Annotated in this window: 20 protein-coding genes; 6 read left to right on the forward strand and 14 right to left on the reverse strand. The window is 44.5% G+C overall.

Features of this window, described 5'->3' with window-relative positions:
- Nucleotides 1-211: 211 nt before the first annotated feature.
- Nucleotides 212-1,525, reverse strand: a complete 1,314-nt coding sequence (locus tag L3V33_RS13535; protein WP_237290617.1) for a MipA/OmpV family protein — start codon at nt 1,523-1,525, stop codon at nt 212-214.
- Between the two features lie 135 nt (nt 1,526-1,660).
- On the opposite strand from L3V33_RS13535, the gene L3V33_RS13540 reads away from it, so the two are divergent.
- The 3 genes from L3V33_RS13540 to L3V33_RS13550 all read left to right on the forward strand — a co-directional run bounded on the left by L3V33_RS13540 (nt 1,661) and on the right by L3V33_RS13550 (nt 4,845).
- Complete coding sequence (locus L3V33_RS13540; protein WP_237290618.1) at nt 1,661-2,176, forward strand: hypothetical protein; 516 nt, start codon at nt 1,661-1,663, stop codon at nt 2,174-2,176.
- Nucleotides 2,177-2,202: 26 nt separating this feature from the next.
- Nucleotides 2,203-4,248 carry an alkaline phosphatase family protein gene (locus L3V33_RS13545; protein WP_237290619.1) on the forward strand — a complete coding sequence of 682 codons (2,046 nt, stop codon included), beginning with the start codon at nt 2,203-2,205 and terminating at the stop codon, nt 4,246-4,248.
- 147 nt (nt 4,249-4,395) lie between these two features.
- The gene (locus tag L3V33_RS13550; protein WP_146458138.1) at nt 4,396-4,845 is read left to right on the forward strand and encodes a TerB family tellurite resistance protein; all 450 of its coding nucleotides are present in this window, start codon (nt 4,396-4,398) and stop codon (nt 4,843-4,845) included.
- 117 nt (nt 4,846-4,962) lie between these two features.
- On the opposite strand, the gene L3V33_RS13555 is transcribed toward L3V33_RS13550, so the two are convergent.
- From L3V33_RS13555 to L3V33_RS13580, 6 genes are all read right to left on the reverse strand, one after another.
- Nucleotides 4,963-5,400 carry a hypothetical protein gene (locus tag L3V33_RS13555; RefSeq protein WP_171307716.1) on the reverse strand — a complete coding sequence of 146 codons (438 nt, stop codon included), beginning with the start codon at nt 5,398-5,400 and terminating at the stop codon, nt 4,963-4,965.
- A 2-nt stretch (nt 5,401-5,402) separates the two neighbouring features.
- Nucleotides 5,403-6,338 (reverse strand): helix-turn-helix domain-containing protein, encoded by a 936-nt coding sequence (locus L3V33_RS13560; RefSeq protein ID WP_114633306.1) that lies wholly within the window; start codon nt 6,336-6,338, stop codon nt 5,403-5,405.
- Nucleotides 6,339-6,547: 209 nt separating this feature from the next.
- Nucleotides 6,548-7,243 (reverse strand): hypothetical protein, encoded by a 696-nt coding sequence (locus L3V33_RS13565; protein WP_004734745.1) that lies wholly within the window; start codon nt 7,241-7,243, stop codon nt 6,548-6,550.
- A 16-nt stretch (nt 7,244-7,259) separates the two neighbouring features.
- Nucleotides 7,260-7,616, reverse strand: a complete 357-nt coding sequence (locus L3V33_RS13570; RefSeq protein WP_237290620.1) for an antibiotic biosynthesis monooxygenase family protein — start codon at nt 7,614-7,616, stop codon at nt 7,260-7,262.
- A gap of 310 nt (nt 7,617-7,926) precedes the next feature.
- Nucleotides 7,927-8,457, reverse strand: coding sequence for a 3'-5' exonuclease (locus L3V33_RS13575; RefSeq protein WP_004734743.1), 531 nt, complete (start codon nt 8,455-8,457; stop codon nt 7,927-7,929).
- Nucleotides 8,458-8,544: 87 nt separating this feature from the next.
- Nucleotides 8,545-10,083, reverse strand: a complete 1,539-nt coding sequence (locus tag L3V33_RS13580; RefSeq protein WP_114633305.1) for a sensor domain-containing diguanylate cyclase — start codon at nt 10,081-10,083, stop codon at nt 8,545-8,547.
- 350 nt (nt 10,084-10,433) lie between these two features.
- On the opposite strand from L3V33_RS13580, the gene L3V33_RS13585 reads away from it, so the two are divergent.
- The 3 genes from L3V33_RS13585 to L3V33_RS13595 all read left to right on the forward strand — a co-directional run bounded on the left by L3V33_RS13585 (nt 10,434) and on the right by L3V33_RS13595 (nt 16,039).
- A complete protein-coding gene (locus tag L3V33_RS13585; protein WP_017091262.1) occupies nt 10,434-11,066 on the forward strand; it encodes a DUF2760 domain-containing protein in 633 nt (210 codons plus the stop codon).
- Entirely contained in the window at nt 11,066-13,060 is a 1,995-nt protein-coding gene (locus L3V33_RS13590) for an Hsp70 family protein (protein ID WP_237290621.1), read from the forward strand. Before L3V33_RS13585 ends, L3V33_RS13590 begins: the two co-directional genes overlap by 1 nt.
- Before the next feature lie 138 nt (nt 13,061-13,198).
- Nucleotides 13,199-16,039 (forward strand): Hsp70 family protein, encoded by a 2,841-nt coding sequence (locus L3V33_RS13595; protein ID WP_237290622.1) that lies wholly within the window; start codon nt 13,199-13,201, stop codon nt 16,037-16,039.
- 155 nt (nt 16,040-16,194) lie between these two features.
- Here the strand turns inward: L3V33_RS13595 and L3V33_RS13600 are convergent, their stop codons facing one another.
- The 7 genes from L3V33_RS13600 to L3V33_RS13630 all read right to left on the reverse strand — a co-directional run bounded on the left by L3V33_RS13600 (nt 16,195) and on the right by L3V33_RS13630 (nt 22,445).
- Nucleotides 16,195-16,410: a hypothetical protein gene (locus tag L3V33_RS13600; protein ID WP_054546551.1), complete on the reverse strand. Its 216-nt coding sequence runs from the start codon at nt 16,408-16,410 to the stop codon at nt 16,195-16,197.
- A gap of 256 nt (nt 16,411-16,666) precedes the next feature.
- Nucleotides 16,667-17,140: a DUF2947 domain-containing protein gene (locus tag L3V33_RS13605; protein WP_004734736.1), complete on the reverse strand. Its 474-nt coding sequence runs from the start codon at nt 17,138-17,140 to the stop codon at nt 16,667-16,669.
- 139 nt (nt 17,141-17,279) lie between these two features.
- Nucleotides 17,280-17,867, reverse strand: coding sequence for a ribosomal protein S5-alanine N-acetyltransferase (rimJ, locus tag L3V33_RS13610; protein ID WP_146458127.1), 588 nt, complete (start codon nt 17,865-17,867; stop codon nt 17,280-17,282).
- Between the two features lie 18 nt (nt 17,868-17,885).
- On the reverse strand, nt 17,886-19,430 hold the full coding sequence (gene tyrR / locus L3V33_RS13615; protein WP_017077872.1) for a transcriptional regulator TyrR: 1,545 nt from the start codon (nt 19,428-19,430) through the stop codon (nt 17,886-17,888).
- A 184-nt stretch (nt 19,431-19,614) separates the two neighbouring features.
- Nucleotides 19,615-20,667, reverse strand: coding sequence for a TIGR01620 family protein (locus L3V33_RS13620; protein WP_146458125.1), 1,053 nt, complete (start codon nt 20,665-20,667; stop codon nt 19,615-19,617).
- A gap of 14 nt (nt 20,668-20,681) precedes the next feature.
- Entirely contained in the window at nt 20,682-22,055 is a 1,374-nt protein-coding gene (locus L3V33_RS13625) for a YcjX family protein (protein ID WP_237290623.1), read from the reverse strand.
- A 204-nt stretch (nt 22,056-22,259) separates the two neighbouring features.
- On the reverse strand, nt 22,260-22,445 hold the full coding sequence (locus L3V33_RS13630; RefSeq protein WP_004734731.1) for a hypothetical protein: 186 nt from the start codon (nt 22,443-22,445) through the stop codon (nt 22,260-22,262).
- Nucleotides 22,446-22,592: the final 147 nt, after the last annotated feature.

Here is a 22,592-nt window from a genome sequence, read left to right on the forward strand (position 1 = left end):
TACCACAAGTCTCAAACAAAAAAGCCTGACAACAAAGGGAAAACCTTTTGCTATCAGGCTGATTCTTTAAGCTAACACTAGCGAAGGCTATGAAAGCAAGGTCAAATGTAAGTCGTACTTAGTAAACTCTGGCTTAAAGCTAACGTTAAAACTGTCTCTACGAAAATGACAGTCAAAAACCACGATTAAAAAGAACAGCTAAAAACTACGCTTAGAACTCGTATTGGAAATAAACCGTGTTGTAGTTACTGCCGCCTTTGATTCGTCCGAACTGGGATGCGTTTTCAAAGATTGCAGAACGGTGATGCAATGAGTAACCGAACCACAAGTTGTTCAAGTCATTCTTACCAATCAAGTCGCCGACGTTTACATCGAATGAGAAGTCTAAGTAATTCAACAGATGGCTTGCTGTGTAACCTTTACGGTCCATCTCAGAGCCTTCGATATAGGTAATCGAATCGATGTAAGACATACCTTCTGCCACACCTACACGCCACTGGGTTGGCCAATCAAAGGTGTAATACGCTTTGATCGCAATAATATACTCGGTGCTACTCGATTGAACCTCTGAACTCCAGTGGTGCGCGATACCTGGCGTTAGGTAGATGTCCAATGGGAAGCCGAAGATCTCATCGGTTAACGGGTGGCCATAGAAGAACGAGGTCAACTGGTTGTTGTATTCGTCTTTCTCTCTATTGAACTTCATGATGTCGCCAATATTGGATGGCGTAGCCCAGCCGTGTGCGACACGTAAATACGGCGCATTGCTCAGCTTAGGTTTCGGCGCTTTCTCTTTGTCGTTAAAGAAACCAAAGCCAAGGTACAATTCACCTTGATAACGGTCTTCAACTATCGACGAATCATAGGCATTATCATCTAATCGAGTCACACCGGTTGAACCCAATAAGTACAAGTTTGAAGCCACATGGTAACGCGCTTCAACGCCGACATTCAGATCTACACCCGCACCAATCGACTCGCCTGCCGCAGAATAGTACTCGCTATTGAAGTCAGCACTTTTGTAACGAAGTGTCGCACTTGGGTAAAACTCCCAATCTCCAGTTTCATACTTGGCTTTCGCACGTAAGTTACCATGGAGGTTGAATTCACTGTCGCTCATTAATTCCGTCTCGACAGACCAAGAACCATCAAGTTGGTAGGTCAGTTGAGCACCGAAGTCCGCAGTATCGCCTTCAATTGCGTTCTGCTCAGAAGCTGGGATATCAATAAAACGCATGCGAGAAATAGCATTAAAAGACCATTTCTCGTCATCTGTTTGATAAAGATAAGCACCCATCTCGGTACCATCAATGAACACATAGTCGTTCTTGAAAAACAGCATCGGTACGAATGAGTTAACCGATTGGTCACCACCAGACGTGTCATAAGGGATGCTTGCAGTACGGAACATTGCAGCGATGCCCCACTCTTGTTCTTCAGCAGCCCACGCATTAGCACTTAGGAAAGCGCTACTTAGTAAAGCCACTCCAGTTGAAGTGAGAGTCGGTAAATATTTGAGCTTCATTCTTATGTAATTACTCTTTGTAATAAATATTGTGTAACTGAATAGACATTTATTAACCATGATGGCTAACTATTTTTAGGTTTGATCGGCATTGACCGTTACAATGTAGAATATTCTCGGTTAAATGAAAGTATTGTGAAAGTCTCCGAATTACAAAACATTATAGATCAGTTACCCAAAGATTCCGATCCAGATATTGTTGTGGGTGAGGCATGGCTGCCCGAGCGTTTGGTGGATACCAACCTAGACGGCGACATGCTATTTCTTGAATTCGATAATGCCCCTGAAGACAATCAAGGGGATGAAGAAGGCCGTGGCTTTGTTGAGCACGAGATTGCTATGATTCGAGAAAAGCTCGAACTGTTGTTAGACGAGCCTTCCGATACCAAGACCAAAGCCGATGCCCTATTGGCAATATTTCTAATGGGCCATGAACTTTCTAGCTCGGAAGTTATCGAAGTTCTTGAATCAACAGAATCTGAATCAACAGAGCTTGAATCAACAGAATCTGAAATGACGGAGCTTGAGGCTACTGAGTCTGAAATGAGAGAACTCAAGATCATAAAGCCAGAAGCAACCGAGCCTGGAATGACAGAACTCAAGATCACAAAGCCAGAAGCAACCGAATCTGAATTGCAGAACACGAAATAAAAGAACTCCACGACGACTAGCCACCAATGATTTTAGGTACCGTATTGAAACCCTCTACGACTTCATCTCTTCCCCTATTACTCGCCGGACCCATTTTAAGAAAAACCACCGCTACTGAAGTGGTACTTTGGTTAGCCACCAGCTCGCCCCTTGTTGGCCGGGCTGATCTTTATATTCGAGAAACAGGCTTTTCGAACGAAAAAGAGCATTCTGAACCAAAACAAGACCAACCGTTTTATACCTCATCGCTTGAAGAGCATGATTCGATTCAAATCGGTACACATGCGTGGATAACGCTAATTCGCTTACAAGGTGAGTTTCCGACTAATACGCTTCTTGAATATGACATTCACACAGAGTCAGGTTCACTAAAAGAGTTCGCCCCTCACCTTGTTTACAACGGTAAATCTCGCGTTGAGTTTAAAATATCTACATCGGCTGATTACATTCTTCATGGCTCTTGCCGTAACCCTCATCATCCCAGCAAAGACAGCCTAGTCGCGGCCGATAACAAGATAGCCGAGCAAACCGTCGCTGAAAGACCCGACATGCTGATGATGAGCGGCGATCAGATCTACGCCGACCATGTGGCGGGGCCAACACTTGATGCTATTCAACAAGTGATTCAATTACTTGGTCTTGTTGGCGAGAGCTTACCGACTGACTCGCAAATTAAGCAAATCAACAGCAGTGACGCGCTGTATAACAGTGAGTATCACTTATATCAGCGTCATCAGTACTTGCCGCACCACACCGCTTCAGAATCCATGCTCGATAAGTTCTTCCCGAATCGTGGCGTGCCGATTTTTAGCTCTACCGATTGTGAAAACCACTTGGTCACGCTGTCTGAGTTTATCGCGATGTACTTGTTGGTTTGGTCTCCAACATTGTGGCAATGTGTCAATCGAGAGCGTTTGATTGAGAATAACTTCACGCAAGGTGGACGCCAATTAACACCGACTGAGCAGCAACAGTGGCGTGATGAAAGCGTCATCATGGATGATTTCATTGCTGGCTTGCCGCAAGTGCAACGTCTGTTCGCGCATATTCCAACGTACATGATCTTCGACGATCACGATGTGACTGATGATTGGAATCTCACTGTAGGTTGGGAGCATGCTGTCGACCAAAACCAGTTCGCCACTCAAGTGATAGGTAACGGCCTCGCTGCCTACTGGATGTGTCAGGGTTGGGGTAATAAACCGGAGAGCTTCGACGAAACGTTTATCGAGCAAGCAAAACAGCTTTTTGTCGATCAACCGCGCATTACTAAACAAACGCATGATGAAGCCGGTGATAGCAATACTACTCACTCTATTGGCAATATCGAGCCAGACAAGCATCAAGCCTTCATTGAAATGCTGAGTCGCTTTGAAGAGTGGCATTACACGATAGATACCTCACCAAAAGTCATTGTATTGGATACTCGAACGCGTCGCTGGCGCTCAGAGTCTCGTATGAATAAGCCTTCTGGTTTGATGGATTGGGAAGCTTTGATTGAGTTTCAGCATCAATTGCTGCATCAAGAAAAAGTAGTGATCGTTTCTGCTGCACCGATGTTTGGCGTGAAGTTTATTGAAACACTGCAAAAGATGGCGACCACAGTAGGTAAGCCGTTAGTCATTGATGCTGAAAACTGGATGGCGCATCCGGGCAGCGCCAATACCTTGATTAGTATCTTTACTCACACCAAAACACCAACGAACTTTGTGGTGCTTTCTGGTGACGTTCACTACTCTTTTGCTTACGACATTAAGCTTAGGTATCGCAGAAACAGCCCGAACATCTATCAAATCACATGTAGTGGCATTAAAAATCAGTTCCCTGCTTCGCTGCTTAAATTCTGTGACGTGTGGGATCGCCTGTTGTACAGCCCACGCTCAATACTCAACTATTTCACTAAGCGTAAACGTTTAAAAATAGAGAAGCGTAGCCCTGATAACCAAACTTTCTATCGCCTTTCAAACCGCAGTGCAATTGGTGAGCTCAGGTTAGATAACGACGGGAAACCGCAATCGATCACGACACTCAGTGGTGATGGTAAAATTACCCGTTTCCCAGAGCCAGATTGATAAAGTGCTCCTTATCGCTCGCCTATCCGTAATGTCAGTTTTTAGTAAAGACGCTTGCGATCACACTCTGTAGACCCAATAGTTGTAGTTATAGTTGATAGCTATCAGCGTTACGGAACCCGATACAAATTTTAACTGGAGCTCGTTATGTTCAATTCTCTCACATCAATGTTTAAACAATTGATTGAAGGCCAGGACCTAAGCAAAAACCAAGGCGCATCACCTAATGTCGCCATTGCGAGTTTATTGTGTGAAGTCGCGGGAGCCGACCATCAGATCAATGAATCAGAAAGAGTCGCTAAGCTACAGCTTCTGCAACGTTTGCTGGATTTAGATGAAGAACAAGCAAAGGTTCTGCTAGCGCAAGCAGAACCGAAAGTAGAGCAATCAGTATCGCTGTATGACTTTACATCACAACTCAGAGACCTATCTCAGCCAGTGCGAATCGACTTAATCAAAGCGATGTGGGAAGTGGCGCATGCCGACGGAGAAATTGACCCTATCGAAGATTCTGTGATCCGTAAAACAGCGGAACTGCTCTACGTTGACCACAGTGACTTTATCAAGACTAAGCTGAACGTCCTCGGTAAAAGCTAACCAAAGGCTCTTTAATCGTGTTAATGGTCGCTAATCGCGCCACTAGCGTTAATGGCCGTCAATAGAGCAAACGAGCTCTACTAGGCAGTTAACTAGCGATTAAACTGACGGTATCTATCAGCGTAATCGATCGCCATGCATGATGCCTTTGAGCTCTAACGGCGTGCCCTTCTTAGTGACATAAAGGCCGCGCTGATTTGATACCAACACACTGCGTTTGCCTTCCGTTTGTTGAATGTATAAGTGCTTGATATTGAATGTCTGCTTATCTTGGGCCTGATCCTGGTCCAATTGATAAAGGTAGTAATGATTCCCCCAGCGCAAGAACACACCAAACATCTGCTTAGTTTGAGCGACATTCCCATCCATGTCATAGCCAATGTACTGCATTTTGACTCGACCATTTTCCAATCGGAGCGAGATTCTCTCCCACCCGACCATCGGGTATTCCGCAGAAAATCGATAGGTACTTTTGGTTGCGAGCCCAGAGATTAAGCCTACATTTAGAATCACAAAAAGCGTCAATAAGATAGGCATCCAAAACTTACGATTCATACTTATTGCCCTCGCTCATTGTTATTGTCGCCTTCGCAAGAGACAGTTTTAAACTGATGGCTTATCTCTTTCCAATGTCCATTTATCAAGGCGACGGCTTGGATATTTTGACACCCAACGCCAATGCGATGCAGATAGAGCGAATCAACACCGAGCTCTGACACGGTATCCAACTCTTTTATGACGGCTTCATCAAAATTCAAACTGTCGTGATAAACATCCATACCTCGGTAGGCACTCTTATCTATAAAAAATGCAAACTGATAAAACAGCATGAGAAGAAGCGCGCTGACTACAATTCCGGCAATACGAGATTGGTGACGAGCGATAAAGTGCTTCGCCTTAAACTGACGTGATAGTGAACCCTGTTGCTTTGATTGCCCAGCTTGTTGGTTCATGCCAGAAGGCTTAAACGGTGTCGCTGATGTTAACTCATCGACGATGGTGGTTTTCTCTGAAACGATGGCGGCTTTCTCTGAAAACGCAGCTTCAACATGCGCTTCAGCGGTAGATGTTGGCATCGATAAATAACTACCTACCTGTTTCAAACCATTGAAGCTGTACCCTTCCTTTTGAACCGTTAAGATTTTGCAATCACACTCAAACGAATTTAATGCAGTGCGAATGTTCTTAACCGCGACATTAAGTGAACTGCCCGTCACAACCCTGCCCGGCCAGCAATGCTCAAGTAAAAAGTCTCGACCAACGGCTTTTGGGCTGTTCTTCACTAGATGCTCAAGGATCAGACCTTCTGAGGGGGATAAGGTGACCCGCTTACCAGATTCCGAATCAATGAGTGTGTTATTAATCAACTCGATGCCCGAAGCGTCTAAGGTGATTTTTTCATGGCTATTGGCGTTCATTTCGGCGAGGTGTTCATAAATAAAAAGGTCATCAAAAAAGTGTTTGTTTGGTCGAACTAATAGCAAACCATACATAGAAAAGAGTAGTGACAAGTTTAGCCAATAATTAAGCTAAATATAAGCTCAGCGAGTAACAATATAAAATAACAACAAGGTGAGTCAGTCACGTAAACTAACTCACCTTTGAACATAGCCAAGGTTTAACTCTAAACTGGTCATGCCCTATATTAAAGCCTCGTCGTTACGCAATCTAAAAACGAGGTCACAATTCTGTTCTAGCGAAATTAGAGTTCCAGTTTGAATCCAAGTTCACTTACCATAACTTCAGCGAAGCCTAACTTTACTGCATTCAACTGATTGGCAACTTCGCGCGCTTGCTCTTCGTTTTTAGCCAATATTGCCATTGAATAGACTGGCCTGATCATCGCTTTTTGGTTTGGCTTCTCTTCTGCTATTTCTTGATGTTTTAAATAAGCAGACGTAATCACACCTTGAGCACTCCAATCGACAACCATTTGTAAATCTTTGCTAATAACCTCATCGACAATGAATTGATTCTCAGGCTCTTTCCAAGCGAGTTCTACTGCGTAGTTTGTGAAAGCGACGTCCGTGTTTAACCACTTATTACCGATGTCTCTGATTTCAGTCACCTCTACAAGCTCTTTAAATTGGAATGGCAAGTTACCAATCAAGTCTCTAACGTGCTGCTCACTGTCCGCTTCAATCACAAACTTAATCATCGGAAACTTTTTATCCCCAATAAAGCTTTGTGATACGAACATATCATGGACCAAGCCCGCATCAATCAGGTTGGCAAATGCTTTTTTCTGATGAGGCATTGCTTCAAATACGGCTTGGGCGTCATCGGTTTTCCAAGCCACTGACACGCCGTATGCCGCTGCATGGGCATGGGTTGAAAAAAGAATAGCTGAAAATAGAAAGCTAAAAATAGCTAAAAAGGTTCCTAGAGTTGTTTTCATTGTGGTGGCTTCCTAATTAGTCGCGAATAATTTCATACAAGTTAGGGTCAGCAGAAACCCCTTCAATTGTTAAAGGTGGTAATTCTTTTCTCATCGCCTGTATCGCATCATGGAAATGCTTTTTGCTTTCCCACTCTGCAACATTAATAAAACGGTATGTCGCATCCGAGCTTAAAGAGCGGTGCAATTTGGTAGAGATATATCCTGGTTGCTTCACCAATACGTCTCGCGCATCTTCCCAATACGTTAACGTAGCGGCTTCATGGGCTGGCTCGACTGAAAAAGTGTTTATCAATACAACGGTTTGTGCCGAAACCAACGCACTTACGCTTAGCGCCCCCAGTGCCAATCCATACTTAATAATGTTCTTCATCCTATTCTCCTTGTTTTGGGTGAGCTAACGCTACCACCTAGCCCTACCCAATCAAGGTCGAAACCTACGATTTAATATTAATTAAAAAGCTAAATTTCAAACGAATATTATTCACTCGTAAAATAAGCGATGTAGCCATTCACTATTGATAAACCACTTGTTGAAATTAGGTTTTTGAGGATCGTCATTACCCTCAAATAACAGGCACAAAAAAACCACCTAATAAGTAGGTGGCTCTTCATTTTAATAACTCACAAGATTCAGGCTAACTTTAAGTGTTTAACCAAGCGCCTCTCTGAAATACAAACGATCACAACATCGTCAGCGCAAGCTTTGCCAAGTTATAAGCGTCAACATAACCAGAGTGCTGACGACCTTCCCACTCAATGTTTTTCGCTTCTTGAGCAGCACGGTGACCAATACGTTTCTCTTTCAATCGATTCTGAACTCGATAAAGTGTGGCGATGTTCAAGAACTCGCTAAATGGCGGTTCGATGCCTTTCTCAATACACTCTTTGTGTAAGATAAGGTCGTCACGTCCCCACGCTGCATAGATTTTCTTTGGGCCACCGAAGTTCTTAATCATCGACTTGATAACAGACTCTAATGGGCGACCCTGTTTTTCGATTTTACGAGGTGTAATACCCGTTAACTCGGCGCAGAATAGAGAGACTTCGTCTTTTTCGGGCTTAACGTAATATTGCGCGCGCTTCACGATGGTTCCAGATACAAGATCGATCTCAGCAAGACCAATTTCAATGATCTCCCCTGTTGTTCCTACACCGTCTTCGCTCCAACAGCACATTTCCAAATCGAAACACACCACTCGATTGTGATTCATACGTCGCCTAATTCTCTCGTCAAAAATTTCGTGAAATTGTACATGAGCCTAATAAAGAACTCGACCCCAGTTGCATCAAGTGCTCATTTAGCCTGCAATTGTGACTCGATTTCGGCCATTTGACTTACTTAGGTATAACATGCTGTCAGTTTTTTGAAGGAGCGCTTCAATGTCTTCATTAGTGCGGATGGTAGCCCCGATGCTTAGAGTACAACTCAATAGCTGGCCAGAATGCTCGCAATGAGACTCACTCACCGTCTCCAAAATACATTCTAAATAGCGAGACAATGAGTCATGTTCAGTGATGCTCGAAATGATACCGAACTCATCCCCTCCCATCCGGAATAGGTTATCTCCAGACTTCAAGCTCACTGAGATAACCTTAATCACATGGATAAGTAACGCATCACCGGCTGGGTGCCCAAACTTATCATTGATCTCTTTAAACTTATCAACATCAAACACTATTAAGCTAAACGGCTTATCGCTTTGTATCGATTGACCAAGCATCTTATTAAAAGCTCGGCGATTATAAATTTCCGTTAAACTGTCATGATTGGCAAGAAAGCGAAGTTCTTCTGTTCTTTCATCAATCATTCGATACAAGCGCTCTTTCTCTCGAATTTGCAGGTTCACAATATAAGCAAGCAGTAACGAGATAGTAGTACCAACTATGCCGATTCCCGCCAACACTAAGTAACCATTAAATGAAATACATGCATCTATCTTGAAGTCGATGATCCATTCACGATTAGTTAATGTAATCGTCTTTGTAATGTGCTGCCCAGTTACCGCTTCATAACCATTGGTTTCGAACATTATCGGGGCATCTTCAGCTTCAAAACCGCTATCGGTAACACGCACATAAACGTCCATATCGCCGACAGTAGATGCCAGAAGTTTCTCAAAATAGTATGTGGTACGAACAACACCAATCACAACCCCTAACAAATTGTCAGTTTGACCATCAAACACAGGGTGGTAAACCAACATTCCGCTCTTAGGTGTATTGCTGTCTAAACCATCTTGCAATAGACGAACTTTGTCTGAAATATTCGCTTCACGTGTTTTTTTAATGTTATCAATGATCAGATTAAACCGCTCACGAGAAGAATAAAAACCCAAAACACCGTTGTTCACTGGATCATTCGGATATATATCTGTCGCGATAAATACGGGCTCACCATCCAAGATATAACCATAAGTTTTTGGCCCATGTTTAGGGATAGTAAACATTCTATAGGATGGGTATTGAGCTTTCATTTTGGCGGTGTGCTCGGCAAGATCTTCTACCGCTACTTTTTGCATCCACTGCAATCCGATCAGGCTTTTCGAACCGTTAATCGTTTGCTGAGCAAAACGATCAAATCGATCCCGACTATCGACATCATTAGAATAGAAAAAATTTGCACCGGAACCGATATAAGCGACATCGTTATCAATAAACGCTTTTAAACTGAGCGTTTGATGCTGTGCAAAGCTATCCAGATTCTCATTCAAAGACCTATTTTGATTCAACGCAACTAAAACAAAACACAACACCGTCATCAAAAATGTGGCAAAAAAGACAACTAACGGCAAAGTTCGTTTCTTCAACCCTGTTATAGGGTCGGTAGTGTGGGGCATACAGCTTCCCATATGATGTTATTTTGAGTCGAAAGTATACACTGCCGGAATGCTAGGCTCTATTTATCTTTGACTCTCACAATGGGATAAAACTAACACTATTTACAACCCATGGACATTTACGGCTAATAAACCAACAAATCTCGATTAACTTTCAAGCTAAGTCACCAAAAAGCCAGTTTATTGAAAACATTAAATAAAGCCCTTAAGCCTTGAATATGCTAGTATCCACCCATATTTATAGCTTGAAAGTGACCATTTCTGCCTTATGCCACTGAGTTTCTTTCCAACCTGTATATTCCTTTAAACCGACGAATATACCGTTAAATCAATTTTAAAGAGAAATCACTATGATCGTTGATTTGAACCTAATCCCACAAACGTTTGATATGCTTCACGCAGGCCTAACGGCATCAAGCGTTTTACTACTGCTAATTGCCGTTTCTCGTAAAACCAAAGTGGTTGAGAAAGTCGTAGAAAAACCAGTAGAAAAGATCGTTGAAGTTGAAAAGCCAGTTGAGAAAATTGTCGAAGTAGAGAAAGTTGTTGAAGTTGAACGTGTGATCGAAAAAGTAGTAGAAGTTGAATCTAAGCTGGCAACAGCACCAACAGATTCTGCAATGCAGCTACTGTCTATCATGCAGCAAGAAGCTCGTTTAATTGACTTCCTAAAAGAAGACCTAACATCATTCTCTGATGAAGAAGTTGGCGCGGCGGCTCGTGTTATTCACACTGGCGGTCAAAAAGTATTAGCTGATTACGTAACGCTTTCTCACATCCGCACTGAAGATGAAGAAACACGTATCACTATTGCTGAAGGTTTCAACCCTCAAGAAATTCGCCTAACAGGCAACGTAACGGGTAACGCACCGTTCAATGGCACATTGGTTCACAAAGGTTGGAAAGCAACTGACATGAACCTGCCTAAGCTTGCTGAGAACTACGATGCATCTGTGATTGCACCGGCAGAGGTGGAGCTATAATGGAACACCAAACTCAGCCATCATCGCACGAGTCGTCTGCACAGACGCATTCACAAGAGCTATCTTCTCAAGAGCAACATCAAGCGCCTAAGTTCAGTGTTGGTATCGATTTAGGTACCACACACTGCGTTTTGTCTTACATCGACACAACCAATGAAGATGCTCGTGTAGAGGTGATGCAAATCCCTCAGCTAACGGCACCTGGTACAGTAGAAACTCGCAGCCAACTTGGCTCGTTCCTATACCAGCCACACGAACATGAAATGAATGCGGGTTCTCGCGTTCTACCTTGGTCTTCTGAGCCTAAAGCACTGGTTGGTGCTATTGCTCGTAACCTTGGTTCGAAGACCCCTATTCGCTTAGTCGCTAGCGCGAAATCTTGGTTATGCCACAGTGGTGTAAATCGTCGCGACGCATTTCTTCCAGCAGGTAGCCCTGAAGAAATTGAAAAAGTATCTCCGCTTAAAACAACTGAGTTGTACCTTGAGCACCTTAAAGATGCTTGGAATCACGCGAATCCAGAACACAAACTGGCAGACCAAGATGTAACGATCACGGTTCCAGCTTCGTTTGATCCTGCGGCTCGTGACCTTACAGCAGAAGCTGCGCGTAATGTGGGCTTCACTCACCTAACGCTTCTAGAAGAACCACAAGCGGCTCTTTACAGCTGGATTGATAACAGCAACGACACATGGCGTGATGAAGTGAACGTTGGTGACATCGTTCTTGTTGTCGATATCGGTGGTGGTACGACTGACCTTTCGTTGGTTGAAGTAACACAAGATGAAGGCAACCTAAGCCTGAACCGTATCGCTGTAGGTGAACATATCCTACTGGGCGGCGACAACATGGACTTGGCTCTCGCTTACCGTCTGAAAATGAAACTTGCTCAAGAAGGTAAAGAACTGGCTCCTTGGCAGGTTCAAGCGATGACTCACGCGTGTCGCGATGCAAAAGAAGCACTGCTCAACGATACCGAACTGCAATCAGTGCCAATCGTTGTACCTAGCCGCGGTTCTAAACTACTGGGCGCAACACTGAAAACAGATCTGACTCAGCAAGAAGTACAACAAACATTGGTTGATGGCTTCTTCCCGAAAGTAGCGGTGACTGATCACCCAGTACAAAAGACGCGTGGCGCACTGACTCAAATGGGTCTGCCTTACGCTCAAGACGCAGGTATTACTCGTCACATTGCTGCATTCCTTTCTAAGCAAGCGAACGCGCTTTCTGGAAATAGTGAAACCGCTCAACAAGATTTTAACCCGTTTGCAAACATGCCCGGTATGCCCGGTACAGAAGCGCAAGGGTCAGAAGCGCCAGCGGCAGACTTCATCAAACCAACAGCGGTACTGTTCAATGGTGGTGTTCTAAAATCTAATCTACTTGCTGATCGTCTTTCAGACACGATCAATGAATGGCTAATTAATGCAGACGCTGAATTTGCTAAACAACTTTCAGGTTTAGACTTAGACCTAGCGGTTGCGAGTGGCGCTTCTTACTACGGCGCAGTTCGTCGTGGCCAAGGCGTTCGTATCCGTGGTGGTATCGCATCTTCTTACTACGTTGGAATTGAAAGCGCGATGCCAGCCATCCCAGGTATGGCGCCTCCAATGGAAGCACTGTGTGTTGCGCCATTTGGTATGGAAGAAGGCTCAAGCGTTCAAGTGCCTAGCCAAGAGTTCGGTCTAGTGATTGGTCAGCCAGTACACTTCCAATTCTTCGGTTCAACAACACGTCGTGAAGATGAAGCTGGTACGCACCTTGACCACTGGGCTCCAGAAGATCTTGATGAGCTTCCTGAAATCCAAGTGACACTGCCTGTTTCTGAAGGTCGTCGCGAAGGTGAAGTGGTTCCCGTGACTTTGGCTTCTCGCGTTACTGAACTAGGCACGTTATATCTAGAAGCCATTGCGACTGACAATGGTCAGAAGTGGCACGTTGAGTTCGATGTTCGTGAAGACTCGAATAACGACTCAAACGAACAAGCATAATGAATCAACGGCACCTTAACGGGTGCCGTTATTTTATCAATGCGATTCCCTATCCCTGTATTAAAAGCATTCCAAAGACAATAATAAGACCAAGACTATCCATTAACTGGTCATCACTTTGGCAGAATAAGGTTTTGTATGGCATCTCCTCGTTTTTTAGTCGGCATTGACTTAGGCACAACCAATACCGTTGTTGCTTACTGTGAAATCAACGACGACCTACAACATGCTCCCGTTTCTCTTTTCGATATTGACCAACTCATCGGCCCCGGTGAAGTGGTTCGCAAACCGCTACTTCCATCCTTTCGTTACCATCCTGCACAAGGTCAGATCTCCCCTTCCGATCTCACTATGCCTTGGGAACCGAGCTTGGTTGAAGGCGATATTCAAAACGTCATCGTAGGTGAATGGGCACGCGAACTGGGCACAAAAGTTGAAGGCCGCCAAGTATCCAGTGCTAAGAGCTGGTTATCTCACCAAGCGGTTGATCGTAACTCCGACATTCTGCCTTGGGCAGGCGCAACTGACGTCGATAAGGTGTCTCCTGTTGTCGCAAGCGCAAGCTACTTAAACCACATCCGCCAAGCATGGAACTACCGTAACCCAAGCAACAAGCTTGAAGACCAAGATGTTGTAGTCACCGTTCCCGCTTCATTCGATGAGACAGCACGCAAGCTGACACTCGAAGCGGCAGAACTGGCGGGCTTAGGTAAGATTCTGTTACTCGAAGAGCCGCAAGCCGTTTGTTATGACTGGTATGCACGTCATCAACAAACCGCTGCCGATGAACTTCAGCAAATCCCGCTGATTCTAGTGTGTGATGTCGGCGGTGGTACCACCGATTTAAGTTTGATCGAAGCAAGCTTCAACTCAAACAATGGCGATGACCAAGAACTCGCACTCGACCGTATCGGCGTTGGTGAACACTTAATGCTCGGTGGTGATAACCTAGATTTAGCCCTTGCCCACCTTGCAGAGCAACGCTTCAATCAAAACAAAAAGCTGAATGCCTCAAGCTTAACCAAACTGATTCAACAGACTCGCGCCGCAAAAGAGAGCCTGCTTTCTGCTAACGCGCCAGACGATGTGAAGATCACCATGCTGGGCAGCGGTTCAAAACTACTTGGCGGTACCAAAAGTATTGGTTTAACGAAACAAGAAGTTCATCAGATTGCACTGGAAGGTTTCTTCCCACTTTCTGAGTTTACGGAAGTACCCGACAAACGACGTAGCGCGGTGGTTGAGTTCGGCCTACCCTACGCTGCAGATCCTGCGGTAAGTAAGCACGTTGCCGAATTCCTAGCGACACATCAGCAAGTATCTAAAGCCGCATTGGAAAAGTCAGACTCTGTCCAGTTTGATGATACCAAACCTGCAATTCCTGTTGGTGTGCTACTCAATGGTGGTGTGTTCAACAGTGAGCTGGTAACAGAGCGAATTACTCAGCTACTGGGCAACTGGAACGGTTCTCCAATCACATTGCTTGATAACCCTCATCCAGATTGGTCTGTTGCACTTGGGGCAGTAGCCTTTGGTAAAGCACGCCGTGGTGCACAACTAAAAATCGGTGGCGGTGCTGCTCGTTCTTACTTCTTGCATCTACAAGAGAAGAACAAGATGGGCAAAGCGCTTTGTCTGCTTGCCAAAGGGACTGAAGAAGGCCAAGAGATACGCTTAAACAGCCGTCGTTTCTCGCTAACTTTAGGCGAACCGGTACGATTTAATCTTCTGACTTCAACACACGATCAAATTGCTCATGACACTGCCATTCAAAATGGCGTGATGGTCAATGTCGACGCTGACTTGTTCTCCCCTCTTCCACCGTATATTTCTACGCTAGAAGGTTCAGGTACTGCAGAGCTCCAAGCCAACCAAAAAGAACGCGTCGAAGTATTGCTCGCGTGTCAATTAACAGAAGTCGGCACACTGAAAATGGAGTGTGTGAGCACGGAAGATGACACTAAGCGTTGGTTGCTTGAGTTTGAAGTAAGAAACAAGCAAGGCGATGAGTCTGATACCGCTAAACTTCACCCAAGACTGGATGAATGTAAGGAATTGATTTCTCGTCTGTACAGCGGCAACAAGAAGAGTGCTGAATCGAAAGAGATCAAAACACTGGCCAAAGATCTTGAGAAGCGACTTGGTAAGCGTGATGAATGGGACTTCACGACCCTTCGCCATCTGTTTGATACCTTTTCATTAGGTCGTAAACGCCGCCGTCGCTCTGAAGCACACGAGAAGAACTGGCTGCGTTTGGCGGGTTACTCGCTGCGTCCCGGCTTTGGCGATCCGACTGACTCATGGCGTATCGAACAAATTTGGGGGCTTTACCAACAAAACATTCAGTTCCAGAACCACCAAGGTTGGACAGATTGGTGGGTATTCTGGCGTCGTGTTGCGGGTGGCCTGAATCAAGAGCAGCAAGAGACCATCTTGGCTGATATCGCGAAGTACCTTCACCCAGGTGCAATGAAGAACCCTAAAACGGCTAAAGATGCGCAAGACAATGGCTATGAAGCCATGGTTCGTTTAGCGGCGTCACTTGAGCAACTTGAAGTGGAAGACAAAGTGCTGCTGGCAAGCTGGTTCTTGAGCAAAGCGATTAACCATAACCAATTTGAACAAGCTCACTGGTGGGCGCTAGGTCGATTAGCATCAAGAACGCCTTTGTATGGCAGCCAACACAGCGTAATTCCTAGAGAGCAAGCTGAACAGTGGTTACCAAAACTGCTTGAACAGAACTGGCAGAAAGAGCAGATGATCGCCTTCGCTGCTGTGATGATTTGCCGTAAAACCGGTGACCGTCAATTTGATATCTCTGACGACTATCGTAATCAAGTGATTGAGAAGCTAAAGCAAAGCAAGGTACCTGAATCATGGCTAACGCTAGTGAGTGAAGTGACTGAACTTTCTGAGAGTGAGTCTAAGCGCGTATTTGGTGATGCATTACCAAGCGGCTTAAGCCTGATTAATAACTAGTTTTAGGGCTCATTATTTTGAGTGCTCACTAGTAAAGAAAAAGCCACTTTCGATTCGTTGAAAGTGGCTTTTTTATTGGTGGCTTAAGGCTGGTATGTTTAGTCGACTTATCGCATCTTGGTTAAGAGCCTTAGCCGTATTGCAGTTCATCATTGTTAATGTTTCGTTCCTGTTGGGTTGATAGGAAAATCCGTATTTTCATAAATATCAGATAACTTTTTCGGTTTCTTCTCTTTAGCTCCTTTGTTGGATTGATTATGAGTTTCGCTTAAAAGCCATTGCTCATGCATTTTTGCTGAATCCAAAAACTCTGGATCTTCCATTGCTTCCTTGCGAAGTTTATTTACACGTTCGAGAGTATCCCAAATCATAATACTTCACCTCCACTAAGGCAGTACTATAAAGATAACCCAAACCCACAAAACTTCAACCAAGCCAATGAGATAGCGATCTCAATTTCGAAAATTACTAGATCTAAGCTAATGGAAACCCTCATCAGAAATCGGCTTCAAATGGCGTGTATTTAACGATGATCCTCGACGATCTTTAGCCACAAAAAAAGCGAGCTCAGAGCTCGCTTTTTATCAATCTTTTGTTCAACATTCGCTTGATTAAGTAGTGTCTTACTTAAGCTCGGTTGCCAATTTTAACGGTACCATTTGTTGCAAACCAAAGTGCTTCTGAACGGCGACGACCTAGTAAAATTGGGCCATCATCGTAGAACAAAAAGTTCTTCCAATGTTTCTTAAATACTGACCATTTAGTTTCAAGGACGTTGTATTTTTCGTAACAAAAATAAACAGTTACGTCATCTTGCCAATCAATGAAGTTTAGGATTTCTTCTGGCATTTCTGGTTCGTCGGCTTCCCAATTCGCCATCCAGCTGATCTCTTCATTCCAGTTCGATGCTTTGCTTGGCCAGTCTTGCGAACTTAGTCTTTCCGCATCAGGGCTTTGAGGGCTCACGTTCTCTTTCCAAAACTGAGATGCTCTCGCCTGTGTCATTGGTTTAATCTTTTCCAAATCCTCTGCCGGCAGCGGCATTGACTGGTGAGTGAAAATCCATTTTCTTTGGTATTCGTCCAAAGTTGTGTATGACATCAAATTTCCTCAAATATCTTCTCAGGCTGATGGATTTACCATGCCTATATGTTCTTTCGATACAGCGGCGACTAGAGGTCGCTTGATATTCGCTGCCTTTAAATTCATTACCTGTTCTTACGCCTAGATACTATTTAGTCTAGACATTGCGTTTGTCTTCCCAGTTAGGGTTAACTAACGCGGTCAGTATATGGTCTTCCCATTTACCGTTAATCTGTAAGTATTCTTTGGCGAAGCCTTCTCGAACAAAGCCAAGATGTTTCAATACACCCGCACTGCGTTCATTGTGAGGCATGTAGCCCGCCATTAAGCGGTGCATGTTCTGCACATCAAACATGTAGTCTTTTGCCATGCTCAAGCCTCTGCGCATGTAACCGTGGCCCTGTGCACTTTGACTCAATGAGTAACCCACATTACAGGCGTAGAACGGGAAACGAGACAAATTACTGAACGATATTGTGCCTAACATTTCATTAGAGTCAGCATTAATCAGTAAACAGTAATAGCCTAGTCCCATTTTATGAAGCTCGTTTAACTTGATCAGTCGCTGCGCCCAACTCGCTCTATCAAAGAACGCGTCTTCTCGAATCGGTTCCCAAGGTTTCAGGTACTCTCTGTTAACCTGAAAGTACTCACTGATCATCGCTGCGTCGTCGATTTCAGCCGTTCTCAGAATCAGGTTACCGTCCCGCTTATAAATGCGCTCCGGTGTACTCAAATCTTCCATAATCTTGTTCTTATTCGATCAGTTCTTTCTAATACCGTAATCACGAAGCTTATTCGCAATTGAGGTGTGAGATACATTCAAACGTTTTGCAAGCTTACGGCTTGATGGGAAAGACTGGTAGAGCTTCTCTAGAATCTGAGATTCATAGTCTTTCATGATCTCGTCAAGCGAGCCGTCTAAGCTCAAGTTCGCCATTCCAGCCGTCATGGTTTCAAGCTGTGGCAGGTGGAATTGCTCAACCGTTAACGTATCTGAATCCAACTCTGTTAGTGCACGTAAAACCATATTGTCTAACTGACGGATGTTGCCCGGCCATTGGTAATTACCTAATTGGTCGATTAGTTCTTGAGTCAGCTTTGGTTTCAACATGCCTAATTGCTGTGCGTACTTTGCAACGAATAGCTCGAGTAATGGGGCAACATCGTTTGAACGTTCACGCAAAGCAGGAATCGATAAAGTCAGCACGTTCAAGCGGTAGAACAGATCTTCACGGAACGAACCTGAGTCGGCTAATTCAGAAAGACGATGGCGCGTTGATGCGATAATACGAACATCCGCGTGCATCTCTTCTTCTTCACCAACACGACGGAATGAACCATCTTGTAGGAAACGCAGCAGTTTGATTTGTAGATGTGGGCTCATCTCGCCAATTTCATCTAAAAATACAGTACCGCCATTCGCTTGTTCGAAAATGCCTTTATGACCTTGTTCATGATTGAATGAACCCGGAGCATGACCAAACAATTCCGTTTCCGCTACGTCATCAGGCATCGATGCACAGCTTAGAATCAAGAATGGGAATGACGCTCGGTTCGAACGGTTATGACACGCTTTAGCCAGCATCTCTTTGCCCGTACCAGTGTCCCCTTCAATAAGCAGAGGTTGATCCAGCATAGCCAGTTTCTTAGCTTGGCTGATCAAGGCTTTATGGCGATTAGAGACACCAACAAAGTGTTCAAAACCTAGGTTATTCTGTTCAGGGATTGCGTCTGGCGTGTTCATCTCTTGGTTGCAAGAACGAATTGTCATTACCGCGCTAGCCAGTACCGCTTCGTTCACATCACCACCGAGGTAAATCGGCAGGATCTCAATAGAGAAATCTAAACCATCTAACACCACAACTTCACGATGACGTGTTACATCGCCTTCAATCCAACGAGCGAAGTTAAAGCTAGGAACGAACGTCGCTAGCGGCTCACCGATCACTTCGTCTTCTTGCTTATTAAAGAGGTTCAATGCAGCGTGGTTTGCCATATCGATTGAGCCTTTAAGGTCAATCGCTATCACAGGGTCAGGTAGGTTTGCCAGCAGAGCAATCAACTCTGTGTTATGCCTTTCGCTTGGCATAAATTGGATTTTACGTACATCCTTCACACCTGAAATTCGGCGAATTTCAGCCATAAGTTCACTAAAAGCATCAAAATTGATATCAGGACAGTTTAAGTAAATAATGCCTTTAACATCAATTTCGATTCCTCTTAAATCAATGCTTTTTGAGGCCAAGATATCGAGCAACTCACGCGTTAAGCCGAGTCTGTCTTCACACAATACTTCAAGACGCACAAATAGTCCTATTATAGGTGTCAGGATAAGTTGACAGTAGTGTGGATTAAGCTCTGAGTTCAGTCAAGAAGAAGAGTAAACATATGTTTACTCTTCACTCGCAAACGACTCAATGTCATACACTTTGTTGGTCAGTAGCTCGCTTTATTACTAAGTAGCTAGCTTTATTGATAAGCAACTCACTCTATTTAAGCGTAATGCGCTTTATTTCAGAAAGGACGGCTTTACGAAGATCTGATATTTTTACTTTTCGCTCATTATGCCAAGGCATAGGACGCAGCAATGTCATGGCTTTTAAACCCAGTCTCGCGGTGAGAATACCGACACCGAGCCCCTGTCCTGCTCGAGCTGAAACCTTGCCTGCAAGATCCATCGAGACGAGGTCCATACTCGCGTCTATCGCGAGTTCACTGGCACCCGCAGCTGCCATGTTGATCAACACCAACTTGAACAACTTAATACGCGACCAGTAGCCAAGCTCAATGCCATACACATCAGCAAGCTTGTCTATCATGGTGAAATTGCGCCACGCCACCAGCAACATATCGGCAGCCGCCAATGGGCTCACAGCCACCAAAGCGGCCGATTCGGTCGAGAACTTAGTGACAATTTGAGTCGCCACTTTATCTTGTTGGGCAACAACGAGTGCATCATACATATCCAAGACTTCAGCATCGCTGTGCGCAGGGTTAATGCTGTTTCGCCATTTATCATAAGCGGGTGATTCAGCGACAATACCGCCCTGCTTCGCAATGTGTTCACAGAACGCTTTACCCTTGCCGACACTTTGGCTCTGAAGTAGCTCTTCACTCTGCTCTTGAACGCTGAAATGATCTTTCAATGAGCGTAACTTCCACAGCTCTTTGCCTATTGCACCCAAGCCTAATGAAGCAATGGCAGCAATAAAGCCGGCCCAACCTAACGCGAGCCAGTCTGCTGTTTGAATCGCGGTAATGACAGAGTCAATTGCTTGCCAACCGACTAAACCGGAGAAAGCGACTAACAAGCCAGTTCCAAACCACTTCTTCTTTTTGCTCGGTCGAATCACTTGTTCCAATTGTTGCTCCGCGTCACCATCAAGATCGGTTTCTACTTGTGGTGTAACGGGCACAAACTTTTCTTGTTCGGTAAACAGTTTTTGAGCACCCAAGTCTGGGTTAACTTCATTCTTATCCGGCTCATCGAATGAGGTCTTCAAAGGTTCATCAAAGACCTGTTTTGTTTTTAATTCACTCATTTTGATTGCCTCAATTACTTCAACTTGTCGCCAATGAGATACTCTAAAACCTTGTCGACTCTCAGATGCTGACAAGGCTCGTCAGAGTGCTGTTCAATCGGCCTAAAGCTTGTGAAATCAAACTGGTTGGTTTCCCAATACTGTTTGTTTGGCAGTTTACGCGGTACCTCTCCCGGATACATGGTCTGAGGTACGTTATCTAAAGTCACACCTTGCAATGCGGGGACATTGTCTGAACCTGACGAGATATAACCCGCACTCGTCGCTTGAATAGACGCGATACTCATGCAGCTCATGTCGATGTGTTCAAACGCCGCCTGTTGCCAAGCAGGATGCACCATCTGTTGTAACAGCGACACCAAGTTCGGATGTTGATCCGGTGTCACGTGGTCAGCCTTGGTGGCTGCGAACAAGATCTTGTCGATCTTCGGCGCGAATAAGCGTCTTAAGATATTGCTTCGCCCGTACTTAAAGCTCTTTAATAGCTGCTCTAATGCGCCACGCATATCCATGAAAGAGTCATAGCCCGCATTGAGCGGCTGTAAGCAATCCACCAGCACGATTTGTCTGTCGAACGTCGCGAAGTGATTCTTGTAAAACGCTTTTACGACCTTTTGTTGATACTCTTCATAACGCGCTTTTAAAACCGCATAGTTACTGGTTTTTGAAAACTTATCTTCTGGTGCTATGCACGGGAAGAATTGCAGTACAGGCGCACCTTCAAGTTCTCCAGGTAACACGAACCTACCGGGTTGTACCCAATGCAGTCCGTTATTCTTACAAGTATGAAGGTACTGAGTGTAGCTATCGGCAATCGCGACCAGTTTCTTTTCGTCAGCATCTGCTAATAAATCGATGTCACCGCGGATTGCGTTCCAGTCTTGTGAATAGGTTTCCCTGTCGCCTTTCAACGCTGCGAATTGAGACTGACTCCACGTATCGAAGTCCATATCCAACAAGGGTAAATCAAGTAGCCACTCTCCCGGATAATCAACAATATCGAGATAAAGGGTGCTGTTTTTGCTCAGCAGCTTCTTTGCGCCTTTGGCTGGCTTATATTTGATTGCTAGACGAATCTCACTGACATCGCGCGTCGGCACTGGCCATTCTGGTGGCTGCGCATTCAAAGATTCCATCGCTTCATCATAAGAGAAGCGTGGGATCATCATGTTGTGTTGAGGAATGCGCTTAGCGCCAATAATTCTTCCGTCTCTCGCTGATGCAAGTAGAGGCAGATTTTTGTGGGTAGACGTATGAAGAAGCTGATTAACCAGCGAAGTAATGAATGCTGTCTTACCCGCACGAGAAAGCCCCGTGACCGCGACTCGAATGTGAGAATCCGTTCCTCTGCTTATAAAGTCACTCATTTCTTGAGTTAGGTGTTTCATTTGAACGACTCCGTGATAGTTAGGCTAGCTGATTATGATAATAGAGAGGCAGCCTATGTTCTTTCCCTGTTGGGATAGTATGTATGCTTTTTCTTTTTCTAATAGTAGTGAGTATGCAATACACATTCTTAATGCTAGATGAATAAAAGCCCCTGACTACATTCATAATCAGGGGCTTTAGAATTTTTCTGCGGTATCCGACGTTTAATCGTCTTCAATCAACTTGTAGATAACAAACAGTGCAATCTCTGCAATTAGCCAAAGCGCACAAGTAATTGTCACGTATTTATTATCAAAGATACTGATCCCTTTCAAGATCAGGTCATATCCAACAAAAGCACCAATCACCACTGCCAAGATAATCTGTAGGATCTGAATAAAACGAGGCATTCCTCTCTCCTATATTCTTATATCAAACGATGTGTTTATCACTATATCATTGATAATAAGACAAAAGTGCAAATAATGCTGCACTTTTGTCTTCAACTTTCTGTCAAGAATTGCAATTCAAACGCTGAAGCTAGCGCCTGTTACGAC

Source organism: Vibrio sp. A2-1, assembly GCF_021728355.1.
In the GTDB taxonomy this organism is placed as follows: Bacteria; Pseudomonadota; Gammaproteobacteria; order Enterobacterales; family Vibrionaceae; genus Vibrio; species Vibrio splendidus_K.